Here is a 24,860-nt window from a genome sequence, read left to right on the forward strand (position 1 = left end):
GCCGGGCCCGATGACGCGGGCTGTCGGCGTCGATCTGGGCTCGGTGCGCATCGGTGTGGCCGTTGCGCCGGCAGACACTGCAGTGGCGGTGCCCTACGAGGTCCTGGAACGCAGCGGCGAGCGTGCCCAAGACCACGAAGCGCTCGCAGGTATGGTCGCTGAGGTGGGTGCGGAGGTGGTCGTGGTCGGCCTGCCGACATCGCTCGACGGCACTGAGGGTCCGGCGGCTGCGGCCGTGCGGACCGAAGCCGACGAGATCGCCGCAGTGCTCGATGTGCCGGTGGTGTTGCACGACGAGCGCTATACGACCGTGAGCGCCGAGCGCATGCTGGCCGAGCAGGGCGTGCGGGGCCCTGCCCGCCGCAAGGTCATCGACAAGGTGGCTGCTGCGGTCATCCTGCAGTCGTGGCTCGACGCCCGTGACTGACGACAGCAGCGAGACGAGCCGCGTGACCGCCGTGAGAACGTCGCCGGCACTGCGGCGGCTGGCCGGACGGCTCGCCGGCATGGTCGGATTGCAGTCTCCGGGCGATTCATCAGGTGCTGAGCCTGGCTTGGCTCCGCAGGGCGCATCTCCGCAGCGCTCCTCGTCGCCGCCCCCGGCCGTGCCGGGTGCCGACGCCGGCGCCGACGGCCCGCCGCCCGTCAGCGGCCGCCGCGGGATCGACTACGAGGTGGTCAGCACCCGGCGCGGGCCCGGCACCTGGGGGGCTGTGCTGTTCCTGGTGCTGCTCGGCGTGGTGGCCTGGATGGCGGGCAGCCGTGCCTACCGCTGGGTCGCCGAACAGCTCGACCCGCCCGGCGAGCCCACCGGCGAGATCGTGCTGACGCTTCCGCTCGGCTCGAGCACGGCCAGCATCTCCGACCTGCTTGCCGAGCACGGCGTCGTTCCGAGCTCGCGCGCATATGAGTGGTACGTGAGGTTCAAGGGCGGCCCTGCGTTCCAAGCCGGCGAGTACACGTTCCAGTCCAACTCGTCGGTGTGGGAGACCATGGCAGTGCTCGAAGCCGGGCCGAGCCGCGTGGCGCAGGCCGCCCAGCAGTCGCTGACGCTTCTCGAGGGGCTGACCGTGGCGCAGATGGCCGAGCTTCTCGACGAGGTGGACGGCCTGAGCTTCAACGGCAGAGACTTCCGCACCGCGGTGCGGGCGCGCCCGGTGCTCTCGCTGGTGGCGCCCGCGCCCGGCGCGCTGCCCGACGGGGTCATCGAGCCCGCCGAGGGGCAGCTGTTCGCCGACACGTACTTCTACGACTCCCAGACGAGCGCCGAGCAGCTCGTGGCGCTGATGGTGGACCGGCTCGATGCCGTGCTGACCGAGCTGGGCTACGACGATGCTCCCCGGCGAGTCGGCCTGACGCCGTATGAAGCACTGATCGTGGCAAGCATGATCGAACGGGAAGCCCAACGGCCCGAGGACCGGGCCAAGGTGGCGCGGGTGATCTACAACCGGCTCGCACGCGGGTGGTCGCTCGGTCTGGACGCCACCGTCGTGTACGTGGTGGGCACCCACGAGCTCACAGCGGAGCTGCTGGCGGTCAACTCGCCGTACAACACGCGGGTGCTCGTGGGGCTCCCGCCGACGCCGATAGCCGCACCGGGCCGCGCCTCGCTCGAAGCTGCGCTGAACCCAGCCGACGGGCCCTGGATGTTCTTCGTGCTGACCTCGCCGGACGGCACGCTGTCGTTCTCCGAGACCGACGAGGAGTTCCAGCGCGACAAGGCGGTGTGCCAAGAGCTGGGCCTGTGCGGCTGAGCGCAGCGGCGCTCCCGAGCTGGCCGGCGAGATCGCACCGCAGCCTGCGCGCAACGGCGAGAATGTGCCCATGATGCGGCCGAGTGGCACCACGCGCCTTGCGGGCGTCATCGGCGACCCGGTGCGGCACTCGCTGAGCCCGGCACTGCACAACGCAGGGTTCGCTCACCTCGGCCTGGACTGGACCTATGTGGCGTTCGAGGTGGCGGCGGGCGGCGGCGCAGGTGCCGTCGCCGCGATGCGCGCCTTGGGCATCGACGGCCTGTCGGTGACCATGCCCCTCAAGGCGGAGGTGGCGGACGCCTGCGACGAGCTGTCGCCCGCCGCGGCCATGCTGGGCGCCGTCAACTGCGTGCGCCGCAGCGGCGACCGCCTGATCGGCGAGAACACCGACGGTGCGGGCTTCGTGAACTCGCTGCGCAGCCAAGCGGGCGTCGAGCTCGCCGGCAAGCACGCCGTGGTGCTGGGCGCCGGCGGCGCGGCGCGCGCCGTGGTGGCGGCGCTGGTGAGCGAGGGCGCTTCGGTCACGATTGTGAATCGCTCGATGGAGTCGGCCATGCAGGCAGCCGAGCTCGGCCAGAGGGCTGCGTCGGCAGCCGGCGTCGGCAGCTCGATGTCGGTGATGGTCGGCGCCCCCGGCGCGGTGAGAGAGGCCGACCTGGTCGTGAATGCCACGCCGCTCGGCATGCGCGGCACCGATCCGATGCCGCTGGCCCCCGAGCTGCTGCACCCCCGGCAAGTGGTCGTGGACCTCATCTACATGCCGGCCGTGACGCCGTTGCTCGAAGTCGCCGACGAAGCAGGCGCCCAGGTCCTCAACGGCACGGGAATGCTCTTGTTCCAGGCCGCCGAACAGTTCAAGATGTGGACCGGCCGCGACGCACCCACGAGGGCGATGGGGGCAGCCGTCGGCCTGGATATCGCCGGGTAGCTCCCCGGCCCGAGCGCAGCCCTGCGTGGCTGCCGGCGACCGGGGAGGCATCAGCGTGACCATCATGACGGCAGCGGCGTGCATCGTGACGGGCGCAGTGCTCGCGCTGCGGATCGGCGCGGACCCGTATCTCGCCCCACTGCTGGCATTCGGCTGGGCCGGCGTGGCCATATCCGCCGTCGACCTGCGCACGCACTTGATCCCCACGCGGCTGCTGCGTGCCTGTGCCGCCGTCGCGGTCCCCTTGCTGTGTGCGGCCGCGGTGCTCGACGGCGGCTTCGCAGGGCTGGCGCACGCCTCAGCTCTGGCGGCCACCGGGGCAGTGGCCGGCTGGGGCCTGATGCACGTGATCTGGCTGGCATCGCGCGGCAGCCTGGGCTACGGCGATGTGCGCCTCGGCGGCTACCTGGGCCTGCACCTGGGTCTCGGCGGGCTCATGACGGTGCTTACGGGGCTGCTGGCCGGGTTCGCCATTGCTGCGGTGGCGGGTGCAGTCGGGATCGTCGCGTTCGGCCGCAGCGCCGACCACCGCTTCGCGCTCGGTCCGTCGCTGGTGGCCGGCGCGCTGGCGGTGATCTGGTGGTCGGTGCCGGCAGGGCTCAGCGTGTAAGGGCGTCGGTACCCTCGCCCGTGATGTCGGGCACCATCCGCGTCGACGTTCCGCTGGGCGACCGCTCGTACCCCGTGCTGGTCGGTGCCGGCGCGCGCCACGAACTAGCGCCGGTCCTGCGCGAGTCCAAGCTGACCGCCGGCGCGCAGCGTGCTGCGGTGGTCACCCAGCCGGGCATCGGCGTCGACGTCGACCCGGGCATCCCGTTCGAGATCTTCGAGATTCCCGACGGCGAGCAGGCCAAGGAGCTGGCTTCCATCGGCGAGCTGTGCAGCGGGTTCGCCCGTTTCGGTCTCACGCGGCGCGATGTCGTCGTAGGTGTCGGCGGGGGCGTGGTGACCGATGTGGCCGGCTTCGCAGCCGCGGTGTACCACCGCGGCGTGGCGGTAGTCCATGTCGCCACCACGCTGCTCGGCCAGATCGACGCCGCGGTGGGCGGCAAGACGGGCGTGAACCTCGCCGAGGGCAAGAACCTCGTCGGGGCGTTCTGGCAGCCCGCGGCGGTGCTGTGCGACACCGAGGTGCTCGACACGCTGCCAGAGCGCGAGCTGCGGGCGGGCCTCGGCGAGCTGGCCAAGTACCACTTCATCGGCAGTCCCGCCGCGCAGCGCTGGCTCGCCAAGTCCGGCGGCAACCTCGCCGAGCTGCCCATCGACGAGCGGGTCGCGGCGTGCGTGGCCATCAAGGCCGAGGTGGTGAGCTCGGACGAGACCGAGAGCGGCCGACGAGCGCTGCTGAACTACGGGCACACGCTGGGGCACGCACTCGAGATCGCCGGACGGTTCGACCTGCGCCACGGCGAGGCGGTGGCCATCGGGCTGCGCTACGCGGCGGAGGTGGCTCGCCTGCTCGGGCGCATCGGCGACGATCGGGTGGCCGAGCACGAGCTGGTTCTGGATGCCTACGGCCTGAGCTGGAAGCTGCCGCCGGACGTCGATCATGACGAGATCATCGAGCTGTTCGGGCGCGACAAGAAAGCCGCCGACGGCATCACCTTCGTGCTCGACGGCCCCGACGGCCTCGAAGCGGTGCCCGGAGTCGACCCAGGCGTGCTGCGCAGCGCGCTCGAGCGGATGTAGGCAGGAGCTGAAACAGATGCCTCGCCACGTCCTGCTGCTGCTGTCGGGCCCGAACCTGAACCTGCTCGGCACCCGCCAGCCCGAGATCTACGGCACCGACACCCTGCTCGACCACGTGCGGGCCGCCCGCCGGGCCGCGACCGAGCTCGGCTGGGACCTCGAGCATCGCCAGAGCAACCACGAGGGCGACCTCGTCGATGCCATTCACGCAGGCATCGGCCGGGTCGAGGCCATTGTGGTGAACCCGGGCGCGTTGACCCACTACGGCTGGTCGCTGCACGACGCACTGGCCGCCTTCGAGGGCCCGATCGTGGAGCTGCACCTGTCCGAACCCCGCGAGCGCGAGCCGTGGCGGCACCACTCGGTGGTGGAGCCGCTGGCGACAGCACGGGTGGCGGGCCAGGGCGGCGCGGGCTACCCGCAGGCGGTGGCGCTGGCCATCGAAGCGGCGCGTGCCGCCGCCGAGGGGACCGAGCCCGGGCTCGCCGCTGACGACGAAGCCGGCGGGCCGTCGTGACAGCGAGTGGTGCTTGTACCGTCCCGCTGCGAACCTCCGACCACCCAGGCTGATTCCGAGGCGTTGACATGGCCATCTCCACCGCCGACTTCCGCAACGGCATGACGCTCGACCTCGCCGACGGGCTGTTCCAGCTCACCGAGTTCCAGCACGTCAAGCCGGGCAAGGGCGGCGCGTTTGTCCGCACCACGCTCAAGAACGTCCGCACCGGCGCCACGCTCGAGCGCACCTTCCGGGCGGGCGAGCGCATGGAGCGCGCCGTCATCGACCAGCGCGACATGCAGTACCTGTACGCCGACGGCGACTCGCTGGTGTTCATGGACACCGACAGCTACGAGCAGCTCCCGGTCAGCCGCACGGCGGCCGGAAGCGCCACGAGCTTCCTGGTGGAAGGCGAGACCGCCACGGTGGTGCGTCACGGCGACGAGGTGCTGGGCGTGGAGCTGCCCGCGTCGGTGGTGCTGGAGGTGGCCGACACCGATCCCGGCGTGCAGGGCGACCGGGTGTCGGGCGCGCGCAAGCCGGCCACGATGTCCACCGGGCTGGTGGTGCAGGTGCCGCTGTTCATCGAGCCGGGCGAGCGGCTGAAGGTGGACACCCGCAGCGGCGACTACATCGAGCGGGCCCGCGGCTGACGCCGCCGGGTCGCTGACCGGGGTCGAAACCCGCCGCCATGAGCCGCCCCGGCGACCCGTTCGCCGCTCCCGACGAGCCGACCCGCCGCCGCGAGGCGCGCCAGCGCTCGGTGGAGCTGCTGTACGAGGCCGAGATGAAATCGTGCGAGCTGGCCGACGTGCTTGCCGAGCAGGTCAGCGACCTCGACCCGTTCGCGCTCGAGCTGGCCACCGGCGTCGACGCCCAGCGCGAGGCCCTGACCGGGCGGCTTGGGGGGCTGCTGAACGAGGGGTGGACGCCGCAGCGCCTCGGCGTGTGCGATCGGCTCATCCTGCTGCAAGGTCTGTTGGAGCTGGAGCGAGGGGCGGCCCCGGCGGCAGTGGTCATCAACGAGGCCGTCGAGCTGGCGCACCGGCTGGGTGCCACCGACCGCAGCGGGGCCCTGGTGAACGGCGTGCTCGCTGCCGCCGTCGACGGCCGGTGACAGCCCGATCGTGACGGTCGATACGTGAGCCCAGCGGGCGATCCGCAGCCGCGGCGGATCGCCGAACGCGAACTCGTCTTCATGCTGGGCGCCATCAGCGCTACCACGGCACTGGGCATCGACATGGCGCTGCCCGCATTCGGCGACATCCGGCTCGGCCTCGGGCTCGCTGCCGATTCGCCCCGGGTGGCGCTCACGGTCACCCTCTACTTCTTCGGCATGGCCGGCGCGCAGATGTTCTACGGGCCGTTCACCGACCGCTTCGGGCGCAAGCCGGTGCTGTACGCCGGGCTGGCGCTGTACACCCTGGGGGCCTTGGGCTCTGCGCTGGCCCCGTCGTTCGGCGTGCTGATCGCCAGCCGGCTGGTCTGGGGCATCGGCGCTGCGGGTCCCCGTGCGCTGTCGCTGGCGATCGGCCGTGACCTGTACGAAGGCGACCGGCTGGGCCGGGTGCTGTCAGCGGTGATGGCGGTGTTCATGGTGGTGCCCGCCATTGCGCCGCTGCTGGGCCAAGCCGTGCTGGCGCTGGGCACGTGGCGCTGGGTGATGGGCGCCCCGATGGTGCTCACGGTGGTGCTGGCGCTGTGGATCATCCGGCTGCCCGAGTCGCTGCCGCCCGAGCGCCGCCGCCCGCTCACCCTGGCCCGCACCCGCGAGGCCGTCGTCGCGGTGTTCGCCAACCGGCTCACGATCGGCTCGGCGCTGGCCGTGATGTTCGACATGGGCGCGTTCTTCTCGTTCCTGGGCAGCAGCCAGCTGCTGTTCGATGACGTCTATGGCCGCGGGGACGTGTTCGCGTACTACTTCGCCGGGATGAGCGTGTTCATGGGGCTGGTGGTGTTCACCGGCAGCCGGCTGGTGACACAGATCGGCGCCGACCGGATGATCGTGACGCTGCTGCCGATCACGGTGTGCCTGTCGGCCGCGCTGGCGCTGTGGTCGTGGCAAGCCGGCGGCCAGCCGTGGTTCTTCGGCTGGTTCGCCGTGATCGTGGCCGTCAATGCATTGCGCACGTTCGTGAACCCGCTGATCCAGGCCCAAGCCATGGGGCCGATGGGCGAGCTGGCCGGTACTGCCTCAGCGGTGATCGGCACGATCTCGATGGGCGGCGGCGCCGTGCTGGCCATGCTCATCGATCGCATGATCGCCGGCTCGGTGACCCCGCTGGTGGTGGCCTACGCCGGGTACGGGGCGATCGGGCTCGGCTTCGCCCTGTGGGCCCGCCGCCACAGGTCGAAAATCAGATAGATCGAAAATCATTGGAATAGACTGACATAGCGCGTGTAGAACTCACTGGCACCCCAGCAACAGCTTCGACAAGGCGAGGCGGCTGCGGGAAGCGAGTTCTCAGGAGCAGTGCGATGGCCGTCTTCCCGTGCCGAGACGCAAGAGCCAGTCGCCGAGCATGCGTCGCAGCAGCGCTGGTGGTGCTCGCTGCCGCATGCGGCGGCGACGACGCAGAACCGGTCGATCTCGGCCCGCCCATCTCGGCGGCACCGAGCGCTGCCACGAACGAGGTGCGGGGCGGCGCGTCCCTGCCGCAGCCGGCCACCGAGGCACGGCCGATCGCTGCCGGCGGTGGCGGCTTCCCAGTGCACCTGCCACAGCCGCCGCCCGATGTGCCCTCGGGAGTCAGCATCGGCGCCGGGCGCATCTGGGTGCCCTGGCCGCCCTACCCGCCGCCTCCGGCGGTCGCCCAGCCCGTCGTGACCGGCTCGCAATCGGCCTTGCTCGAGGACACAGCGGCTGGCCAACGGCACATCGTCGAGCAGCGTCAGCGATGGGAGGCCAAGCCGGTGTACCTGGCGGCCGCACGCAAGGCCTTCGATCACGGCAGCCGGGTTGCCCGGCGGCGCGCCGGCACGGAGTCGGCGTGGGAACTGGTGATCGATCCAGCCGGGGTCGTCTATGAGACCCACCTTGCGGCCGACCGCAGCGCCGCCTACGACCACGCCGCGCTGTGCCCGCCGCATCCGACGCCGCAGACGCTCGGGATCGACGCGGGCTACAGCGCCCAGCAGCGCGATCGGGCCGCCGCCGCCGTCGAGGCCTTCATGCTGGGAATGCGCTCGCCCGGCGGCAGGCCCGTGCACTCATGGGGCACCACGACGAATGACATAGCCAAGCTGCTCGCCTACAGCCCCGGCGAGCCGATGGAGCTTGCACTCGGCGGCCACGGCCTGACCGACGCGGGATTCTTCCCCGGCGACTGGTCCACCCAGGCGAAGACGTGGCTCACCCGACGGGCAGCGCAGGGCGCCGTCACCGACTCGCTCGTCGGTCACGCCGCTGTGAGTCGCGGCCCCGACACGCTGTGGGAGGCCTGCAGCGACCTGGCGACGATCACGCCCGGCATCTACACCACCTCGCACCGCACCCGCCAGCTCGAATCGCTGTGGGCGCGGGGCCTGCGCCTCGAGTTCACCTCCCCTGCCGTCGATCGGGCCTGGGTAGCCGACCTCAGCTCCGCGGGACACGCGCTCGCGGTGATCTGCCACGCGCCGGGACAGTCCTTCCTGGTCGATGCCTCGACCGGAGAGCGCCTCGATGCCGGCACCGACCATCGGGCGCAGGTCGAAGCCATGTGGCTGACGTGGTCCCGGCTCAGCTACCGCGTGCTGCGCAGTGCGCTGTTCCACGGCGGATGCGAGAGCGAGGCTTTCGCGAGCGCAGCGCAGTGGCTGCAGGGCGAGAAGGACGCTCACGCCGAAGCCGTCGACTGGTCCGATCCGCACGCGTGGGGCTCGGGCGTGCGCAACCAGTGGGTCGCTGTGCGCGAGTGGGTGCAGGTGTCCCAGGCCGAGGCGTGGCGCGCTCACCGCGATCACCGCTGGCACCTGGCGTTCTGGTGCGAGACCGGCATTCCCGTCGGGGCATTGGTCGACGGTGCGCTGCAACGGCCCGAGTTGGAGCCCCACTGCACTCCCGAGCAGTGGGCGGCACTGCAGGACGCCGTCACGGCAGCAGCTGAGGTCACCTCGGAGCTCTCGGCGGCGAACTGGGATCCGGGCGCGAGCTGGCACGAGCGGATGTACCTCTCGCCGTTCAAGTCGCTCGAGCAGATCCTCGGCTGTCCCCCGGATCCCGACCTCATCGGCGAGGCACTGGGGCGACCCGTCGAGCGGCGTGCGAAGCGACCCTGGCCGCCGGGACTGCTGCCGCTCACCCCGCCCGATCGGGCCTACCCACATCCGATGCCGCCGTGCCCGCAGGCCGGCTGGCCGCCGCAGACCGATCGTTACTGGTGGCCTGAGGCAGCACCGCTGGCCGAGGCGCCGCCGGCTGAGGTCGCGTCATGACCGCCCGGCGCGCGGCTTGGTGGACGCTCACTGTCGTGATGGCTGCGTTGCCGCTGGCGATCATCGCGGCACGCAGCGACTCCGCCGGTGCGCAGGCCTCGGTTGCACCGGTGCTGAGCTGTCCCGCGGGGATGGCGCTCGACCGCGCTAGCGGGTCATGCCTCACGCAGCGAACCGAGACTGCGCTCCGCCCGTCGAGCTGTCCGGCGGGATCCACACAGGTTCCCGGCCAGTACGGCGGCCACGTGTGCCAGACCAAGGTGACCAGCACGGTGAACACCGGGCGCACCCGGCAGGTGTACAGCCACACGACTTACGCGAACGTGTGGGTGTCGACTGGCACCGAGCAAGTCCAGACCGGCACGAAACGCGTCTGGATGCCGCCACGGACGGCCGTGGAGCCGCTGGTGCCGCCGCTGCGGGTGCAGACCGGCACCACCCGGCGTTGCGACTTCGACCCGATCTCGGGCCAGCAGCACAACTGCCGAGACGTGCCGGTCTACGGCTACCAGACGACCCAGACGGTCACCATTCCCGGCTACTGGAGCGAGACGCCCATCTACGAGACGCGTGAGACCGGCTACTGGGATCGAGTGCCCACCATCCACTACACCACCGAGCCGATCTTCGAGACCGTGGTGGAGTGGGTGACGTCGGCGGCGACAGAGGGCCCGTGCCCGTCAGGCTGGCAGCTCGCCGGCAGCCAGTGCGAGCGCACTGTCTTGGGCCAGCCGTCTGCTGCGCCGACGCAGAGCTGCCCGTCAGGCTCGGTTCCCCGCTACGGCGACGCGCTGGGCGGCACCGGCCCGTCGGCGCTGACGTGCCAATCGAGCACACCCGGCTCTGGCACGAATACCGGCACCTCCCAGGAGGACAGCGGCGGCTCGGAGACTTCGCCTGACGGCGGGGCGCGGCCGTTGCATCATTTGGCCGGCGAGAGCGATGATCGGCTCGCCGAACTGGGCATCCATCGCTGCGCCGACGGGCTGCTGTCGTACGTGGCGTGCGACGCGCTGCCCGGACGCACCTGGGACAGCGACCCCGGCATCTGCGACGACATCGAGGGCACCACCTACCGGCCCGACCACGGCGGCAGCTGCGTCACCGCCAGCGATGTGCTCAACAAGTGCACGACGCCCGGCAACTGCGGGGAGACCACCATCCGCACCTACTGCCCGGCGATCGGGGAGCTGGCAGGCACGCAGATCCAGGAGCACGTTCACCCAGATCGCGGTGCGGAGACCTACCGGGTGTGCATCTTCGACTGCTCGAGCTTCGGCACCCTGCCGCCATACGTGCAGTCGCGCATCAACGGCTCCTACGACTACGCCTGCCTGCCGGTGCCCGATGCGGAGGCGTCCCCGACGGCTACGACATCGCCGTCGACAACTGCTGCCACTACCGCCATGTCGGCCGGGCCGGAGGGCAGAGACGGCGCGGGCGATCCGCCCGACAGCGGCGGACCCGACGTCACGGTGGCCACGACGCTGCCGACGGCTCCCACCACAGCTCCCGCTCCGCAGTGCGCGTCACTGCCGCCACTGCCGCTGGCCCGCGCCGATGCGGCTGCGCTGGGGTGGGAGTCGCGTGTGCGCTCGGGCGACGTGGCCTCGTCGCCCCAGCGTCACCTGCCTGGCGGCGGCCGGTTCCTGCAGGTGGCGCCGGGGCGCGGCTGGATGCGGGCGCCGCGCATCGTGCAGATCAGCGATCCGAACTGCACGTGGACCGTGACGCAGGTGCGTACCGCCTGGTCTGAGCTGCGGCCGTGGATCGTCGCCGAGCGCCAGCGCATGGAGGCCGAACCGAGCACTGCGCATCTCGTCGAGCGTTGGAGGGCGCTTGCCGCCGATCAGCAGCAGTTGCTGCGCCAGTGGCACCGGTCCGGTGCGGCTCCCACCGAGGTCGTGTGCGCGATGGCCGATGCCATCGCGGCCACGGCATCCTCCGACTGCGATTGGCTGTTCAGCCACCCGGGGGCCTACGCCTGGCGCTTCGACGCCTGCTTCGAGGTCGCCCACGCACCGGGACAGGTCGGCTCGGGCGGGAGCAGCCCGCCGGCAGGCGGCGACTGCTGGACGACGCTGGCTTCGGGGGTGGATTGGATCCGGCCGGTGAGCGACTACGCGGACGGTCGGGTGACGGTCACCCAGGGCGGCACGCGGCCGTGACGTCGCCGGCGCATCCCGGCTACGGGACCGATGATCCGGCGCCGGCCTCGGCGGGCGCGCGGCGCGCCGGCGTCGAGCCGTGGCGGGTTGCTGTCTCAGCGGCGATCGTCGCCATCGTCGTCGCGGCCATCTGGCTCTGGGGCCGCCCGCACCGCGAGCCTCCCCACTCACCGGTGGCGATCACCGCCGAAGCGTGGCTCGCAGGCCAGCCGGCGGGCGCCTTCGAAGCGGTGACCGTTCCCCAAGAGCTCGCCGGGCACTTGGCCGATCCCGACTCGATCGCGGGCAGCGTCGTCGCATTCGACGTGCCAGCGGGGATCTTCGTCTCGCCTGCCCTGCTGGGTCCGCCCGAGGCCGCTTCAGGCACACGCACCGCCATCCGGTTGAGCGCGGACACCTCTGCGTGGCCCGAGCCAGGACCGGGCCCGGGGAGCCGGGCCGTGGTGGCGGGTGTGCTGGGCGGCTGCGCGCTCGACGTGACCACCCTGGTCGGCGGTGCCGAGGGGAGCATCGTGGTGCACGTCGATCCCCCTGACGCTGCGCGCTACGCACGCGTCGCGGAGCTCGACGGCCTGGTGGTCTGGCCGGCGCCGCCCGACGGCTGGCCCGAGTGCAGAGCGGCGGGGGGCTGAGGCGTGCTGCTGGTGCTGTGCGACGAGGCGCTGAACCCCGCAGCTCGCGACTGGGTGCGCGATGCGCTGCAGGCCGGGCTGTCCGCTGTCGCGGGCCGGGTCTGGCTCGGCGCCGATGTGATGTCGATGCCGCGCACGGACAGCAGCGCTGAGCCGTGCGTGGCGTGGCTGACCAGCAGTGCCGAGCCCGACGCCATCGCGGCTGCAGCCGCTGCTTCCAGCGAGGTCGTGCTGCTGCTCGGCGCACCCGGCGTTCGAGCCGCCTCCGGTGCCGCCGGCAGCGCTCACGCCGCGCAGGCGTGGCGCGCTGCGGCTGCCGGTGGCGTACCGCGCACAGCGGTGTGGCTGCCGCCCGCCGCCGGTGGGCGCAGCGATCCCACCGGCGAGCTGTCCGCAGCGTTGGGAGCGAAGCGGATCGTGCGCATCAAGCGGGTGGACACGCACCGTGCCTACCGGCAGCTGTACCGGTTGGGACGTTCGCTGGCGGCATCGGCGTGTGCCCCGCAGCGGCTCGACCGTTCTGACGGGGATGTCCGGCGGCGCACTGCCGCCCGCGCTGCCACCGACGCACTCTCGGAGCTGCTCGATGAGCCTGACGTCGAGGAATTCCAGATACGCGGCGGCGAGTCGATGTTGGTGCAGTACGCGGACGGCCGGGTGGAGCGCCGGCCGTCGCCGTTCGCTGCCGACGCCGAGCTGATCGAGGCGGTGCGGTTCCTGGCGAGCTATTCCGGCGATCGACCGCAGCGCTTCGACGAGCTCGACCCCCGGCTCGATGTGCGGGTCGGCGATCGCTGGCGCCTCCACGCTGAGGCATTCGTGACCAGCCCGCCCAACGTCGTGCTGCGCTCGAACATGGCTGGCCGCGTGCGCCTCGACGACCTCGGCGTCGTCTCGGACGAACTGGGCAGCGTGCTCATCGAGGCCATTGCAGGTCGGGCACGGGCCAATGTGGTGGTCGCAGCCGCGATGGGCGGCGGCAAGACCACGCTGTGCCAGGCGCTGCTCGCCGCTGTGCCCGACCACGAACGCATCGACACCATCGAGGACACTCCCGAACTGCGGCTGGCCGAGTACGGGATCCACCCCAACACCTACGAGCGCCTCACGCGGGATCCCAACCAGGACGGCCACGGCCGCCACTCGATGGCCGACCACATCCGCGATGCCAAGCGAGCCAATGCCGCCAAGCTGGTGGTCGGGGAGATCCGCGGCGAGGGCTGCGAGGCGCTGCTTGACGCCATGTCCTCCGGCCTCGACGGCTGCCTGGTCACGTTGCACTCCCAGCCGGGCACGGGCGTCCTGGAGAAGCTCGTGGCCTACGCCTGTTCCGAAGGCGCAGAACCCGACTATGCGCGCCGCCAGATTGCCGCTGCAGTGGACCTGTGCGTGTGGATGGGCCGCAACGATGCCGGGGAGCGGGTGGTTGCCGATGTGACCCAGCTCACCGGCATCGACGATCTCACCGGCGTGATCTCCACGACCTGCCTGTGGGCGCTGCGGCCGGGCGACCGCTGGTCCACCCCGGCCGGCCGTCCCGAGGGCCGCGTGGCCGAGGTGTATGCGTCCGCCGGTCTCCCTGAAACAGGCGGCTTCGCGGAGCTGCCGACCGTGTACTCCCAGATCGTCGATGTTCCGTTGACACCCAGCCTCGCGGCGCCCGCGCCCGCCGGAACCGCATCGCCTCCGGCGGCTCGCGCATCCGACGAGAGCCCCATGCCTGCGCCCGCCCCCGCAGCGGTGCCGTCATCGACCGCGCCTGCGGTTCAGGCACCCGCGGCGCCGCAGAAGACCGCCGTGTCGACGGCCGTCCCTGCGTCGCTCATGCCGCAGGACGATGCGCCTGCATTCGACCCGGCACCGTGCGGCGGCGCACAGCGGAGTGGCGTCCTCTGGGATCCGGGCCCGCTTGTGCCGATCGACGATCCGCCGCCGTACGAGGCGCTCGTCGCCGAGGACGGCGCATGCTGAGGCTCGCGGCGTTCGGGGCGGCCGGCTGCGCTGCGGCGCTGTGGTTGGTGCTCGCCGATGCCGCCGCGGCCGGCCGCCGCGACGGCAGCCCGACACGCTGGCCGTGGGCGGTGACCGGCCTTGCAGCCTTCGTCGCCGGAGTGGCGTTCGGACCCGGCGCCGCCGGCCTCGCGGGTGGAGTCGCCGGCATCTGTGCCTGGTGCGCGGCGGTCATCGTCCGCAGTCGCCGCCGCGTCGCCGCGGCGGAATCGGTGGCGCAGTTCGCGTCGATCCTGTCCAATCAAGCGCAGGTCTCGCGCACCGTCGTCGATGCGCTCGAGACTGCGGCACCACTCGCTACCGGCCCCATTGCCGATACGGCTGCCCGGTTCGTCTCAGAGTGCCGCAGCGCGGGTGTGGAGGCCGCCGCGCAGCGATTCGCGACGGGCACCGAGGGCGCTGTCGCTGCGTGGCTTGCCGACGCCGTTGCCGTTGCCGCGTCGAGCGGAGGCGAATGGGTGCCCATCCTGGGTGTGCTCGAGTCCGAAGCATCTGAGGACGCGGCCACCGCGCGCCACTTCCACCGCCACGTCGCAGCGAACCTGCCCCAGCTCGGCCTGTCGGCCGCACTGGGCTCGGCCGTCGCCCTCGGCAGTGCCCTGGTCAGTCCCGAGGCGTGGGCGTGGCTGATCGGGCCTCAAGGCCAACGGGTCGGCCTCGCGGCAGTCACCATCGCAGCGGCCATCTGCGCCCGCCCGCTGGCGTCGGCTTGGGAGCTGATCCGGTGAGCGCGGCTCCGTCGTCGCTGGGGGTGCTCGTGTTCTGGACTCTCGCGGGGCTGGGTGCCGCCGCGGCGATGGGATTGGCTGCAGACAGCGAGCGGCGTCGCCGCAACCGTCGGCGGCTGGCCGCGCTGGGCTGGACGATGCCACGATTGGCCATGCTGGCGGCGGTGGTCGCCGTGAGCGCGGTCGGCATCGCCTTCGTTGCCAGCAGCCGATTCTCCTCAGAGGCCGCTGCGTCGCCCGCGCTGGCGCTGGCATGGTCGCTGCTGGCAGCGATTGCGGTCGCCTGGGCAGTACCAGGGCTGGTGGCGAGCTCGGCGCTCTCGGGCAATCGTCGCCGGCTGGATGGTGCGGTGCTGCTGTGGCTTCGCCGCATCCGGCTGTTCGTGGCGGCAGGGCACCCGATCAGCGTCGCGGTGCTCGACGCGGCCGAGCGCGTCAGCGATCCTGCGTTCGCACCGGCGGCGGGTGCCGTCAACGCGGCGGTGCTCGGCGGGCGTGACCCGCTGTCGGCTGTCGCGGCGCAACTGGCCGACTCGCCGACCGCATCGCTGCTGCGGACGGTGGACGCTGCCGAGCGCTCGGGCGCTGCGGCATCGCAACTGTTGGACCGTGTGCTGGATCGTGTCGTGCGAGCCATGGACGATCGCCGCCGCGAGTCCATCGACCGCCTCGGCCGCTCGGTCGGCACCTCCGCCTCGCTGCTCGCCGTAGTGGCGTCCGCCGTGGTCATGGTGACCATCGTCATGACTTTGCCCTCGGTGTGAGGCAGCCGATGAGCGCCGCATGCGAGGCCCCCAACGCCCCGAACCCGACCGCCCGCACGAACGGGCAAGGAGCAGAAACATGGATTCACCGGTCACCAAGCTGATCTTCATCGCCGCCGCCGTCGCCGCCTCGGTGCTGGTGGTGACGGTCATGTGGACCACCCTCGGCAGAAATGCCCCTCAGACCGACGGCACAGTCGAGTACTCGAAGATCCAAACCGAGAACTTGTGCAAGGCCGTCGGCGGCCAGTGGGCGAGCGGCGCCTGCACGGCGAAGACGTCGTAGTGCCGCCCCAGCGGGTGCTTGCGGCGCAGCGCGCACGAGCACCACTGCCTGACCCGGGGCACCAGTAGGCCGACGTGGATGGCTCGATCTCGGTCCTGCGGCTGTTCAGTGTGCTGACGGTGTTCATGGCGTTGGTGATCTCGCTGTTCACCCGCCAGGTCGGAGCCGCTGCGGCGCAGGGAGCGGCCGACGCCGCGGCCATCGCCGTCACCGACCTCGTGCCGCCGGGCTGGGACTGCACCGAGGCGGGTCTCCCGATCGGCGCGGCAGCCACCGCAGCGAGGGCAGCCGTGGACCGCACCGTGCAGCTTGCCGCAGTCCAGCCCACGGCCGTCGCGGTGCGGGCGGACCCGACGTGTTCGGTGATCGTGTCGGTGCGCGTCGAATCCGACGGCTGGTTGGGGGCAGGCAACGCGCTCGGCGTGGCCTGCCGCCGCCCGCCGACAGCGGAAGGCGCGGCGCTGCGAGCACCGGTGGCACCGCCGTGCTGAGCACCACGGTGTTCGGGTGGGGGAGGCCGGCATATGGATGAGACCGTCGGGATGCTCAGCGTGGCGGTGGTCCTCGTGTTCGGCATATGGCTCGTCGACTATTCGGGCGACGCCGCCCGAGCTTCAGCCAACGTCCGAACCGCAGGCGTCGAGGCTGCCCACTACGCCGCCAGCGCGCTCGCGTCGCCTCCGTCGGGCACCACCGACGCTGCGCTGGACGGTCATGCCGCAGGCATCGCCGAGCGCGTCGTCGGCGCAGCGGCGATCTCCGATTGCGACACCTTGGATCCCCGCTACGACGTCTTGGCATCGGTGCATCGCTTGTCCGCCGGCACCCAGCCAGCGGCGGTCAGCGTGCAGGTGACTTGCCCATTGGCCGTCTCGCCGTTGTTCGCCCACACTGTTCGTTTCCAGACGGCCGTGCCGATACCCGCAGCATCGGGCAACGTGCCATGAGCACCCCGCTGGTTGCGCTCGCATTGGCCGCGATGTGCGCGTTGTTCAGCGCGGCGGCTGCCGATACCGCCCAGGTCATCGGTTTGCGCAACCATGCTGCGAGCGAGGCCCGGCGGGTCGCCACCAGCACGCTCGACTCATGCGCCATCGGCAGCGACGCGTCCCAGCATTGCGCGCTGCCGCCGGGATGCGCCGCGCCGACCTGCGCCGTGTGCCGTCGGGGTGATGCGGTCCAAGCCGACGTATCGCTGGACTGGTCTCCCGTGCTGCTTCAGGGCCTCGCCCCGGCACACGGTCGCCATGCGCTCAGCCTCGATGTGCTCGACATCGCCGACCTGGCCGGAACCACCCTTCCCGCCTGCACCTGAAGCTCTCGACGGACAGGAAAAATCCCGCCGGGTCGCGGCAGGCCCGCGCTAGGGTGCGGTTCTGACCGTGAAGCGGGTCCGGTGAGGCTCGTACGGACAGGAAGGACCTGCGCGTGGCAGACCGCGAGCGACGCATGACGCCCCCGTACGGGGGCGTTTTCGTTGCCCGGACCACCATTCTCGACTCCAGCGGGGTCCACCGGGCGCTCACCCGCATCGGCCACGAGATCATCGAGCGCAACCAGGGTCTCGACAACGTCGTGGTGGTGGGCCTGCAGACCGGCGGCGTGCAGATAGCGCTGCGCATCGTGCGCCTCCTGTTCGAGATCGACGGCACCGATGTGCCCTTCGGGACGCTGGACGTGGTCATGCACCGCGACGACATCGGCCTGCGCCCGGTCATGGCCGAAGCCGTCACCGACATTCCCTTCGACCTCGACGGCATGACCGTGGTGCTCGTCGACGACGTGCTGTTCACCGGCCGCACCATCCGGGCGGCGCTCGACGCACTCAACGACTTCGGACGGCCGCGAGCCGTGCAGCTCGCCGTGGTGATCGACCGCGGCCACCGCGAGCTGCCCATCCGTCCCGACTTCGTGGGCAAGAACCTGCCCACCAGCCGCGAGGAGATGGTGGACGTCACGCTCGAGGGCGTGCTGCTGGGGGAGATGCGCAAATGAGCGGGCACCTGCTGACGCTGGAGGAGCTCGGCACCGAGGGCATCGCCGAGCTGCTGTCGCTCACCGACCGCTTCGTGGAGGTCGGCCGGCGGCCGATCCCCAGGGTGCCTGCCCTGCGCGGGCGCACCGTGGCCACGCTGTTCTTCGAAGAATCCACCCGCACCCGGCTGGCCTTCGAGACCGCCGCCAAACGGCTCTCGGCCGACGTGCTCAACTTCTCCGCTGCCTCATCGTCGCTGGCCAAGGGCGAGTCGCTGCGCGACACGTTCGAGACCGTCCAGGCCATGGGCATCCATGCCGCGGTCGTCCGCCATCGCAGTGCCGGTGTGCCCGCCCAGATCGCCCGCTGGGCCGACGACGGCGTCGCGATCCTCAACGGCGGCGACGGCTGGCATGCACACCCCACCCAGGGCCTGCAGGATGCCTACACGCTGTGGCGGCACTTCAACCCGATGAGCGACGGCCAGCCCGGCGCCGACACGGCCGATGAGCCGACGCTGGCAGGGCGTCGCATCGCCATCGTCGGCGACATCGTCCACAGCCGCGTCGCCCGCAGCGACATCGAGGCCTACACAGCGCTGGGCGCGAGCATCGTGCTGGTCGCGCCGCCCACACTGCTGCCCGCGCAGCCCCGGGAGTGGATCGACGCGTGGCTCCCGCCCGACGCGGCCAAGCGCGTCGAGATCTCCCACAGCCTCGACGACGTGCTCGACGAGCTCGATGTGGTGGGGCTGCTGCGCTGCCAGCGCGAGCGCATGGCGGACGGGCTCATCGGATCGGTCCCCGAGTACGTGGCACGTTACGGCCTCACCGCTGAGCGAGCCCGGCGCCTGCGCCCCGACGCGGTCATCACCCATCCCGGGCCGATGAACCGCGGCATCGAGATAGCGGGCGCGGTGTTCGAGGACCTTGCCGCCAGCCGGGTGCTGGTCACCCAGCAGGTGTCGCATGGCGTGGCCGCTCGCATGGCGGTGCTGTTCCGACTGATCGGATCGGGCACAGCGCTGCCGAACCCAGAGACGCCCGCCGATGACGCGCCTGGCCCAGAATCGGCGCCGCGAGGCGGTGCCTGAGATGGCCGACCAGCAGTTGCCGGCCGCAAGGGAGCCATTGGTGCTCGCAGGCGGCGAGATCATCGACCGCGCCGGCCGCCGGCACGCGGACATCACCGTGCTCGACGGCGAGATCACCGCCGTGGACCCGCCCGGCACCAGCCGCAACGGCTCGGCGCACATCCTCGACGCCAGAGGATGCGTGGTCGCCTCCGGGCTCGTGGACCTTTTCGGCCGCCTCGGCGAGCCCGGCAATGAGGAGGCCGAGACCGTCGCCACTGCCACCGCAGCAGCGGCGCTCGGCGGCTTCACTGCAGTGCTTGCACAGCCCGACACCGACCCGCCGCTCGACCGGCTGGGCCAGCTCGCCGAGCTGCGTCGCAACGCCGCAGGCGGGTGCTGCGTTGTGATCGCCGCCGCCACGATCACCGCCGACCGGGCAGGCAAGCGCCTGTCGCCCATGGCCGAGCTGGCCGATGCCGGCGTCCGCTGGTTCACTGACGTGGGGCCGCTGGCGGACACCGGGCTGCTGCGCCGAGCCCTACAGTACGCCGGGCCGCTGGGCGGCACCGTGTCGGTGCGCCCGGCCACCGCAGATCTGGGCGGGACCGCTGCCATGGCCGAAGGCGCGGTGTCTGCACGCATGGGCCTGGCCGGGGAACCGGCAGCCTCCGAGGAACTGGCGGCCGGCGCGGCGATCGGCACTGCACGGCTCACCGGCGGACGGCTGCACCTGGACCGCATCAGCGCGGCTCGCACGGTGGAGCTGGTGGCCGCCGCCAAGGCGGAAGGCCTGGACGTCTCCGCGTCCGTTGCCGCCGAGCACCTCCTCTTCACCGATGCCGACGCAGACGGTTACGACACGCTCATGCGGGCCGATCCGCCGTACCGCACCGCAGCCGACCGGACTGCACTGCTGGCCGGCGTCAACGACCGCACCATCGACGCCGTCGTCAGCGGACACTCGCCGGTGCCGCCGCAGGCGAAGGATCTGCCATTCGACGAGGCGCTGCCCGGCGTGGCGGCGCTGGAGACCTGCGCTGCCATCGTGCTCGGTCACCCGGACATCAGCCTGGAAGCGGCGCTGGACGCGCTGGCCTGGCGACCTGCCGAACTGGCAGGCGTCACGCACCTCGGCGGTGGGGCGATCGAGCCCGGCCAGCCGGCGAACCTGGTGGTCTTCGACCTCGACCGACCGTGGACACTGGCCGAACGCGGCTCGGTCTCGATGGCGCGCAACACGCCTCACCGTCATCGCGAGATGAGCGCGATGGTGACGGCGACGGTGGTGGACGGTCGCCTGGTCGTAGCCGACGGCGCGCTGCGCAGCGCTGCCGGTACCGTCGCTGCGCTCGCCGCAGGAACGACCCCATGACCACATCCTCAGACGACTCCGTGGCCCCTGTCCCCGGGGCGCTCGTGCTCACCGATGGCACGACCTTCGAGGGCGAGATGATCGGCGCGCCCATGGCCGGGAACTCAGGGGCTCCGCACGGCATTGCCTCGGGCGAAGTCGTGTTCAACACCGTGATGACCGGCTACCAGGAGGTCATCACCGACCCGTCCTATGCCGGCCAGATCATCGCGTTCACCTATCCCCACATCGGCAACTACGGCACCACGCCGACCGACGCCGAGTCACGCCGGCCGTTCTGTCGCGGCGTGGTCATACGCGACCTTGCCCGCCGCCGATCCAACTGGCGCTCCGATGCCAGCCTCGACGCCTTTCTCGCCCGCCACGGCATCGCCGGCATCGCCGGGGTGGACACCCGTCGCCTGACCCGCCACGTGCGCGACTACGGCGCCATGCCGGGCGCGTTCGGCCCCGCCTCCGACGACGAGGCACTGAGGCGCCTCGCAGCAGCAGCCCGGGCCGAGCCCGGCACCGCCGGCGTCGATCTGGTCAGCGAGGTCACTACCGCCGAGCCCTACACCACAGGCCGCGGGCCATGGCGGGTAGTGGCCTACGACTTGGGCATCAAGCGCGCCATCACCGCCAACCTCGGGCGCATCGCCACCGTCGAGGTCGTCCCGGCGCACACCACTGCGGCTGATGTGCTCGCGCGCGAGCCCGACGGCGTGTTCCTGTCCAACGGTCCCGGTGACCCGCAGATGGCCGGCGACGTCACCGGTGCGCTGAGCGACCTGCTCGGCCGGGTGCCCATCTTCGGCATCTGTCTCGGCCAGCAGGTGCTCGGCCTGGCGCTCGGCGGCCGGTCCTACAAGCTGCCCTTCGGCCACCACGGCGGCAACGTGCCGGTGCGTGACGAGGCCAGCGGCCGCATCGAGATCACCAGCCAGAACCACAACTTTGCCATCGAGTCCGGCTCGGTGCCCGGCGTGGACGAAACCCACATCTGCCTCAACGACGGCTCGCTGGAGGGTTTCGCCTGCCGCGACCTGCCGGCGTTCGCCGTGCAGTACCACCCCGAGGCCAGCCCCGGTCCGCACGACTCGCGCTACCTCTTCGACCGTTTCGCCGATCTCATGGCGAGCTTCCATGGAGGCCCCCGCATGCGCAACGGCAGCGGCGGCCACGGCGCAGGCACTGGCTGCGGAGGAGGGGGCTGATGCCGCGCCGCGACGACATCAGCTCGATCCTCATCATCGGCTCGGGCCCCATCGTGATCGGTCAAGCCTGCGAGTTCGACTACTCGGGAACCCAGGCCTGCCGGGTGCTGCGCGAGGAGGGCTACCGGGTGATCCTGGCCAACTCGAACCCGGCCACGATCATGACCGACCCCGAGTTCGCAGACGCCACCTACGTCGAGCCGCTCGACGCAGCGGTGCTCGAGGCGATCATCGCCCGCGAGCGCCCCGACGCCCTGCTGCCCACGCTCGGCGGGCAGACCGCGCTCAACCTGGCCACCGAGCTCAGCCACAGCGGCGTGCTCGACCGCTACAGCGTCGAGATGATCGGCGCATCGGAGCAGGCCATCGCCACCGCCGAGGACCGTGACCGCTTCCGCCAGGCGATGACCGAGATCGGTCTGCGCTGCGCGCGCTCGGCCATCGCGCACACCATCGAAGAGGCCCACCAGGCAATCGGCGAGATCGGCCTGCCGGTCATCATCCGCCCCGCCTACATCCTGGGCGGCGAGGGGACCGGCTTCGCCAACACCGCTGAGGAGTTCGAAGCAGCCGCCGCCAAGGGTCTCGATGCCAGCCCGATCAGCGAGATCCTCATCGAGCAGTCGGTGCAGGGCTGGAAGGAGTTCGAGCTCGAGGTGATGCGCGACCACGCCGACAACTGCGTGGTCATCTGCTCCATCGAGAACTTCGACGCGATGGGCGTCCACACCGGCGACTCGATCACCGTGGCTCCCACCCAGACGCTGTCCGACGTGGAGTACCAGCAGATGCGCGACGCGGCATTCGCCTGCATGCGCCGCATCGGCGTCGAGACCGGCGGCTCGAACGTGCAGTTCGCCGTCAACCCCGACAACGGCGAGCAGATCATCATCGAGATGAATCCCCGCGTCAGCCGCAGCTCGGCGCTCGCGTCGAAAGCCACCGGCTTCCCGATCGCCAAGATCGCCGCCCGGCTCGCCGTGGGCTACACGCTGGACGAGATCACCAACGACATCACCGGCGAGACCCCCGCCAGCTTCGAGCCGACCATCGACTATGTGGTCACCAAGATCCCCCGCTGGGCCTTTGAGAAGCTGCCCGGAGCGGCGCCGGTGCTCGGGCCGCAGATGCAGTCGGTCGGCGAGGTGATGGCTATCGGCCGCACCTTCCCCGAGAGCCTGCAGAAAGCGCTGCGCAGCCTGGAGCAGGGCCGGTTCGGCCTGAACGCCGACCCGGGCGAGGCGCAGTACGCGCAGCGTTCCACCGTCGAGCTGCTCGAGGCCGTTGGCGTGCCCACGCCCGAGCGCATCTTCGAGATGGGCGAGCTGCTGCGCAGGGGCACCGCGGTCGACGAGATCAGCGCCGCCACCGGCGTGGACCCGTGGTTCGTGGACCAGATGCTCGCGGTCGTCGACGAGCGGGAGGCGCTGGAGGCGGCCGGCGGGCCCAGCAAGCTCGGCCGCCGCGCCTGGCGCCGGGCCAAGCAGCTGGGCTTTGCTGACGCCCAGCTCGCATGGCTGTGGGGGGTGAGCGAGTCTGAGATCAGGGCAGCCCGCCTGCACGAGGGCGTGCGCGCCACATTCAAGACGGTGGATACCTGCGCCGCCGAATTCGACGCCCGCACGCCGTACCACTACTCCACCTACGAGGACGAGGACGAGATCCGCCCCGGCACCCGCCCGCGCATGATCATCCTGGGCTCGGGCCCCAACCGCATCGGCCAGGGCATCGAGTTCGACTACTGCTGCGTGCATGCCAGCTTCGCCCTGCGCGACGCCGGCTACGAGACCGTGATGGTCAACTGCAACCCCGAGACGGTCTCCACCGACTACGACACCTCCGACCGCCTGTACTTCGAGCCGCTCACCACCGAGGACGTCCTCAACATCATCGACGCCGAGGATCCGGTCGGCGTCATCGTCAGCCTCGGCGGGCAGACCCCGCTGAAGCTGGCGTCTGAGCTGCCTGAGGAACTGGTGTGCGGAACGCCGGCGGACTCCATCGACCTGGCCGAGGACCGCGAGCGCTGGAACGCGCTGTGCGCCGAGCTCGCCATCCCGCAGCCGCCGGGCGGCACCGCCGCCGACCCGGCCGAGGCGGCGGCAATCTGCGAGCAGATCGGCTTCCCGGCACTGGTGCGGCCCAGCTACGTGCTGGGCGGCCGTGCCATGACCGTCGTGTACGACCAGGACGAGCTGGCCGCGGCCATGGCCGAGCTGGCGCAGTTCTCCTCGCTGGGGCGCGAGGGCGGGCTGTCGGCCGAGCGGCCCGTGCTGGTCGACCGCTTCCTCGAAGACGCCATCGAGGTGGACGTCGACTCGCTGCGGGACCGCACGGGGGATTGGATGCTCGGCGGCATCATGGAGCACGTCGAGCAGGCAGGCGTGCACTCGGGCGACAGCGCGTGTGCGATCCCGCCGCCGAGCCTGAGCACCGAGACCCAGCAGACGATCGTGTCCTACACCCGCCGGCTGGCCGAGGCGCTGGGCGTCATCGGGCTGCTGAACGTGCAGTTCGCCGTGAAGTCCGGCGAGGTCTTCGTGATCGAGGCCAACCCGCGGGCCTCGCGCACGGTCCCGTTCGTCGCCAAGGCGACCGGCGTGTCGCTCGCGAAGGCTGCTTCGCGCGTGATGGCGGGCGAGACACTGGACGAGCTGGTAGCCGCCGGGATGCTGCCCGGGTGGGCCTGCAATGGCCAGCTGCCCGCCACGGCGAGCATGCCGCGCCATGTCTCGGTGAAGGAAGCCGTGCTGCCGTTCGGCCGGTTCCCCTCGGTGGACACCGTGCTCGGTCCCGAGATGCGCTCGACCGGCGAGGTCATGGGCATCGACGCCACCTTCGGGCTGGCATTCGCCAAGAGCCAGATTGCGGCGGGAGACGCGCTGCCGTCGGGCGGCACTGTGCTGCTCACGCTCGCCGACCGCGACAAGCCCGAGGGGCTCGAAGCAGCGCGCGTGCTGAGAGGGCTGGGCTTCGAGATTGCGGCGACTGCGGGCACTGCGGAGTACCTGCGCGCCCGCGACGTGGCTGTCGCGGTCGAGGTGGCGAAACTGTCCGTCGACGGCCGCGAGACATCGCCCGGCGAGGACTCCGTGCAGCTCATCGCCGCAGGGCGGATCGACCTGGTCGTCAACACCCCGCGGGGGCGGGGTGCGGTGCTCGACGGCCGTCACATCCGGGCGGCCGCCCGGGCGCATCACATCCCGTGCCTGACCACGGTGGCCGCCGCACGCGCTGCCGCGACGGGCCTGCGCGAGTGGCTCGCCAGCGAACTGCAGGTGCGCCCGCTGCAGGAGTTCCACGCAGAGCTCGATGCGTCGATGCGACGCAGCCGTGTCTGAATCGCCGCCCCGGGCTGTGCCGCG

At 71.5% G+C, this 24,860-nt stretch carries 24 protein-coding genes; all 24 read left to right on the forward strand.

Going from position 1 to position 24,860, the window contains the following annotated elements:
• The first annotated feature begins 10 nt into the window (after positions 1 to 10).
• The 24 genes from ruvX to carB all read left to right on the forward strand — a co-directional run bounded on the left by ruvX (position 11) and on the right by carB (position 24,836).
• Positions 11 to 427: a Holliday junction resolvase RuvX gene (gene ruvX, locus ACOGXE_RS13930; RefSeq protein WP_419931504.1), complete on the forward strand. Its 417-nt coding sequence runs from the start codon at positions 11 to 13 to the stop codon at positions 425 to 427.
• A complete protein-coding gene (gene mltG, locus ACOGXE_RS13935; RefSeq protein ID WP_419931505.1) occupies positions 420 to 1,754 on the forward strand; it encodes an endolytic transglycosylase MltG in 1,335 nt (444 codons plus the stop codon). Before ruvX ends, mltG begins: the two co-directional genes overlap by 8 nt.
• 70 nt (positions 1,755 to 1,824) lie before the next feature.
• Positions 1,825 to 2,685: a shikimate dehydrogenase gene (gene aroE, locus ACOGXE_RS13940; RefSeq protein ID WP_419931506.1), complete on the forward strand. Its 861-nt coding sequence runs from the start codon at positions 1,825 to 1,827 to the stop codon at positions 2,683 to 2,685.
• A gap of 25 nt (positions 2,686 to 2,710) precedes the next feature.
• Positions 2,711 to 3,295, forward strand: a complete 585-nt coding sequence (locus tag ACOGXE_RS13945) for a hypothetical protein (RefSeq protein WP_419931507.1) — start codon at positions 2,711 to 2,713, stop codon at positions 3,293 to 3,295.
• Between the two features lie 23 nt (positions 3,296 to 3,318).
• Positions 3,319 to 4,374, forward strand: coding sequence for a 3-dehydroquinate synthase family protein (locus ACOGXE_RS13950; protein ID WP_419931508.1), 1,056 nt, complete (start codon positions 3,319 to 3,321; stop codon positions 4,372 to 4,374).
• A gap of 16 nt (positions 4,375 to 4,390) precedes the next feature.
• Complete coding sequence (locus ACOGXE_RS13955) at positions 4,391 to 4,891, forward strand: type II 3-dehydroquinate dehydratase (RefSeq protein ID WP_419931509.1); 501 nt, start codon at positions 4,391 to 4,393, stop codon at positions 4,889 to 4,891.
• 68 nt (positions 4,892 to 4,959) lie between these two features.
• The gene (gene efp / locus ACOGXE_RS13960) at positions 4,960 to 5,526 is read left to right on the forward strand and encodes an elongation factor P (protein ID WP_419931510.1); all 567 of its coding nucleotides are present in this window, start codon (positions 4,960 to 4,962) and stop codon (positions 5,524 to 5,526) included.
• Between the two features lie 38 nt (positions 5,527 to 5,564).
• Positions 5,565 to 5,990, forward strand: a complete 426-nt coding sequence (locus tag ACOGXE_RS13965) for a transcription antitermination factor NusB (RefSeq protein WP_419931511.1) — start codon at positions 5,565 to 5,567, stop codon at positions 5,988 to 5,990.
• A 24-nt stretch (positions 5,991 to 6,014) separates the two neighbouring features.
• Entirely contained in the window at positions 6,015 to 7,238 is a 1,224-nt protein-coding gene (locus tag ACOGXE_RS13970; RefSeq protein ID WP_419931512.1) for a multidrug effflux MFS transporter, read from the forward strand.
• A gap of 113 nt (positions 7,239 to 7,351) precedes the next feature.
• Positions 7,352 to 9,289: a hypothetical protein gene (locus ACOGXE_RS13975; protein ID WP_419931513.1), complete on the forward strand. Its 1,938-nt coding sequence runs from the start codon at positions 7,352 to 7,354 to the stop codon at positions 9,287 to 9,289.
• Complete coding sequence (locus ACOGXE_RS13980; RefSeq protein ID WP_419931514.1) at positions 9,286 to 11,457, forward strand: hypothetical protein; 2,172 nt, start codon at positions 9,286 to 9,288, stop codon at positions 11,455 to 11,457. The genes ACOGXE_RS13975 and ACOGXE_RS13980 overlap by 4 nt, the downstream gene beginning before the upstream one ends.
• Positions 11,454 to 12,089, forward strand: a complete 636-nt coding sequence (locus tag ACOGXE_RS13985) for a hypothetical protein (protein WP_419931515.1) — start codon at positions 11,454 to 11,456, stop codon at positions 12,087 to 12,089. Before ACOGXE_RS13980 ends, ACOGXE_RS13985 begins: the two co-directional genes overlap by 4 nt.
• Before the next feature lie 3 nt (positions 12,090 to 12,092).
• On the forward strand, positions 12,093 to 14,060 hold the full coding sequence (locus ACOGXE_RS13990) for an ATPase, T2SS/T4P/T4SS family (RefSeq protein ID WP_419931516.1): 1,968 nt from the start codon (positions 12,093 to 12,095) through the stop codon (positions 14,058 to 14,060).
• Entirely contained in the window at positions 14,054 to 14,827 is a 774-nt protein-coding gene (locus tag ACOGXE_RS13995) for a hypothetical protein (RefSeq protein WP_419931517.1), read from the forward strand. The genes ACOGXE_RS13990 and ACOGXE_RS13995 overlap by 7 nt, the downstream gene beginning before the upstream one ends.
• The gene (locus ACOGXE_RS14000; RefSeq protein WP_419931518.1) at positions 14,824 to 15,591 is read left to right on the forward strand and encodes a type II secretion system F family protein; all 768 of its coding nucleotides are present in this window, start codon (positions 14,824 to 14,826) and stop codon (positions 15,589 to 15,591) included. The genes ACOGXE_RS13995 and ACOGXE_RS14000 overlap by 4 nt, the downstream gene beginning before the upstream one ends.
• A gap of 79 nt (positions 15,592 to 15,670) precedes the next feature.
• Positions 15,671 to 15,877, forward strand: coding sequence for a hypothetical protein (locus ACOGXE_RS14005; RefSeq protein ID WP_419931519.1), 207 nt, complete (start codon positions 15,671 to 15,673; stop codon positions 15,875 to 15,877).
• A 74-nt stretch (positions 15,878 to 15,951) separates the two neighbouring features.
• Complete coding sequence (locus ACOGXE_RS14010) at positions 15,952 to 16,368, forward strand: hypothetical protein (RefSeq protein WP_419931520.1); 417 nt, start codon at positions 15,952 to 15,954, stop codon at positions 16,366 to 16,368.
• Positions 16,369 to 16,401: 33 nt separating this feature from the next.
• Positions 16,402 to 16,824: a hypothetical protein gene (locus tag ACOGXE_RS14015; RefSeq protein WP_419931521.1), complete on the forward strand. Its 423-nt coding sequence runs from the start codon at positions 16,402 to 16,404 to the stop codon at positions 16,822 to 16,824.
• Positions 16,821 to 17,192 (forward strand): hypothetical protein, encoded by a 372-nt coding sequence (locus tag ACOGXE_RS14020; protein WP_419931522.1) that lies wholly within the window; start codon positions 16,821 to 16,823, stop codon positions 17,190 to 17,192. The genes ACOGXE_RS14015 and ACOGXE_RS14020 overlap by 4 nt, the downstream gene beginning before the upstream one ends.
• Before the next feature lie 134 nt (positions 17,193 to 17,326).
• Entirely contained in the window at positions 17,327 to 17,872 is a 546-nt protein-coding gene (pyrR, locus tag ACOGXE_RS14025) for a bifunctional pyr operon transcriptional regulator/uracil phosphoribosyltransferase PyrR (protein ID WP_419865469.1), read from the forward strand.
• Entirely contained in the window at positions 17,869 to 18,945 is a 1,077-nt protein-coding gene (locus ACOGXE_RS14030) for an aspartate carbamoyltransferase catalytic subunit (RefSeq protein WP_419931523.1), read from the forward strand. The genes pyrR and ACOGXE_RS14030 overlap by 4 nt, the downstream gene beginning before the upstream one ends.
• Complete coding sequence (locus ACOGXE_RS14035; protein WP_419931524.1) at positions 18,902 to 20,299, forward strand: dihydroorotase; 1,398 nt, start codon at positions 18,902 to 18,904, stop codon at positions 20,297 to 20,299. The genes ACOGXE_RS14030 and ACOGXE_RS14035 overlap by 44 nt, the downstream gene beginning before the upstream one ends.
• Positions 20,296 to 21,495, forward strand: a complete 1,200-nt coding sequence (gene carA, locus ACOGXE_RS14040; RefSeq protein ID WP_419931525.1) for a glutamine-hydrolyzing carbamoyl-phosphate synthase small subunit — start codon at positions 20,296 to 20,298, stop codon at positions 21,493 to 21,495. Before ACOGXE_RS14035 ends, carA begins: the two co-directional genes overlap by 4 nt.
• Positions 21,495 to 24,836 carry a carbamoyl-phosphate synthase large subunit gene (gene carB, locus ACOGXE_RS14045; RefSeq protein ID WP_419931526.1) on the forward strand — a complete coding sequence of 1,114 codons (3,342 nt, stop codon included), beginning with the start codon at positions 21,495 to 21,497 and terminating at the stop codon, positions 24,834 to 24,836. The genes carA and carB overlap by 1 nt, the downstream gene beginning before the upstream one ends.
• The last annotated feature ends 24 nt before the right edge of the window (positions 24,837 to 24,860 follow it).

Source organism: Candidatus Poriferisodalis sp. (genome assembly GCF_965208555.1).
Classification (GTDB): domain Bacteria; phylum Actinomycetota; class Acidimicrobiia; order Acidimicrobiales; family Poriferisodalaceae; genus Poriferisodalis.

Coding starts and splice junctions, on each gene's coding strand:
- ruvX (WP_419931504.1), top strand. CDS start 11: ATGACGCGGGCTGTCGGCGTCGATCTGGGCTCGGTGCGCATCGGTGTG.
- aroE (WP_419931506.1), top strand. CDS start 1,825: ATGATGCGGCCGAGTGGCACCACGCGCCTTGCGGGCGTCATCGGCGAC.
- ACOGXE_RS13950 (WP_419931508.1), top strand. CDS start 3,319: ATGTCGGGCACCATCCGCGTCGACGTTCCGCTGGGCGACCGCTCGTAC.
- ACOGXE_RS13955 (WP_419931509.1), top strand. CDS start 4,391: ATGCCTCGCCACGTCCTGCTGCTGCTGTCGGGCCCGAACCTGAACCTG.
- efp (WP_419931510.1), top strand. CDS start 4,960: ATGGCCATCTCCACCGCCGACTTCCGCAACGGCATGACGCTCGACCTC.
- ACOGXE_RS13965 (WP_419931511.1), top strand. CDS start 5,565: ATGAGCCGCCCCGGCGACCCGTTCGCCGCTCCCGACGAGCCGACCCGC.
- ACOGXE_RS13975 (WP_419931513.1), top strand. CDS start 7,352: ATGGCCGTCTTCCCGTGCCGAGACGCAAGAGCCAGTCGCCGAGCATGC.
- ACOGXE_RS13980 (WP_419931514.1), top strand. CDS start 9,286: ATGACCGCCCGGCGCGCGGCTTGGTGGACGCTCACTGTCGTGATGGCT.
- ACOGXE_RS13995 (WP_419931517.1), top strand. CDS start 14,054: ATGCTGAGGCTCGCGGCGTTCGGGGCGGCCGGCTGCGCTGCGGCGCTG.
- ACOGXE_RS14005 (WP_419931519.1), top strand. CDS start 15,671: ATGGATTCACCGGTCACCAAGCTGATCTTCATCGCCGCCGCCGTCGCC.
- ACOGXE_RS14015 (WP_419931521.1), top strand. CDS start 16,402: ATGGATGAGACCGTCGGGATGCTCAGCGTGGCGGTGGTCCTCGTGTTC.
- ACOGXE_RS14020 (WP_419931522.1), top strand. CDS start 16,821: ATGAGCACCCCGCTGGTTGCGCTCGCATTGGCCGCGATGTGCGCGTTG.
- pyrR (WP_419865469.1), top strand. CDS start 17,327: ATGACGCCCCCGTACGGGGGCGTTTTCGTTGCCCGGACCACCATTCTC.
- ACOGXE_RS14030 (WP_419931523.1), top strand. CDS start 17,869: ATGAGCGGGCACCTGCTGACGCTGGAGGAGCTCGGCACCGAGGGCATC.
- ACOGXE_RS14035 (WP_419931524.1), top strand. CDS start 18,902: ATGACGCGCCTGGCCCAGAATCGGCGCCGCGAGGCGGTGCCTGAGATG.
- carA (WP_419931525.1), top strand. CDS start 20,296: ATGACCACATCCTCAGACGACTCCGTGGCCCCTGTCCCCGGGGCGCTC.
- carB (WP_419931526.1), top strand. CDS start 21,495: ATGCCGCGCCGCGACGACATCAGCTCGATCCTCATCATCGGCTCGGGC.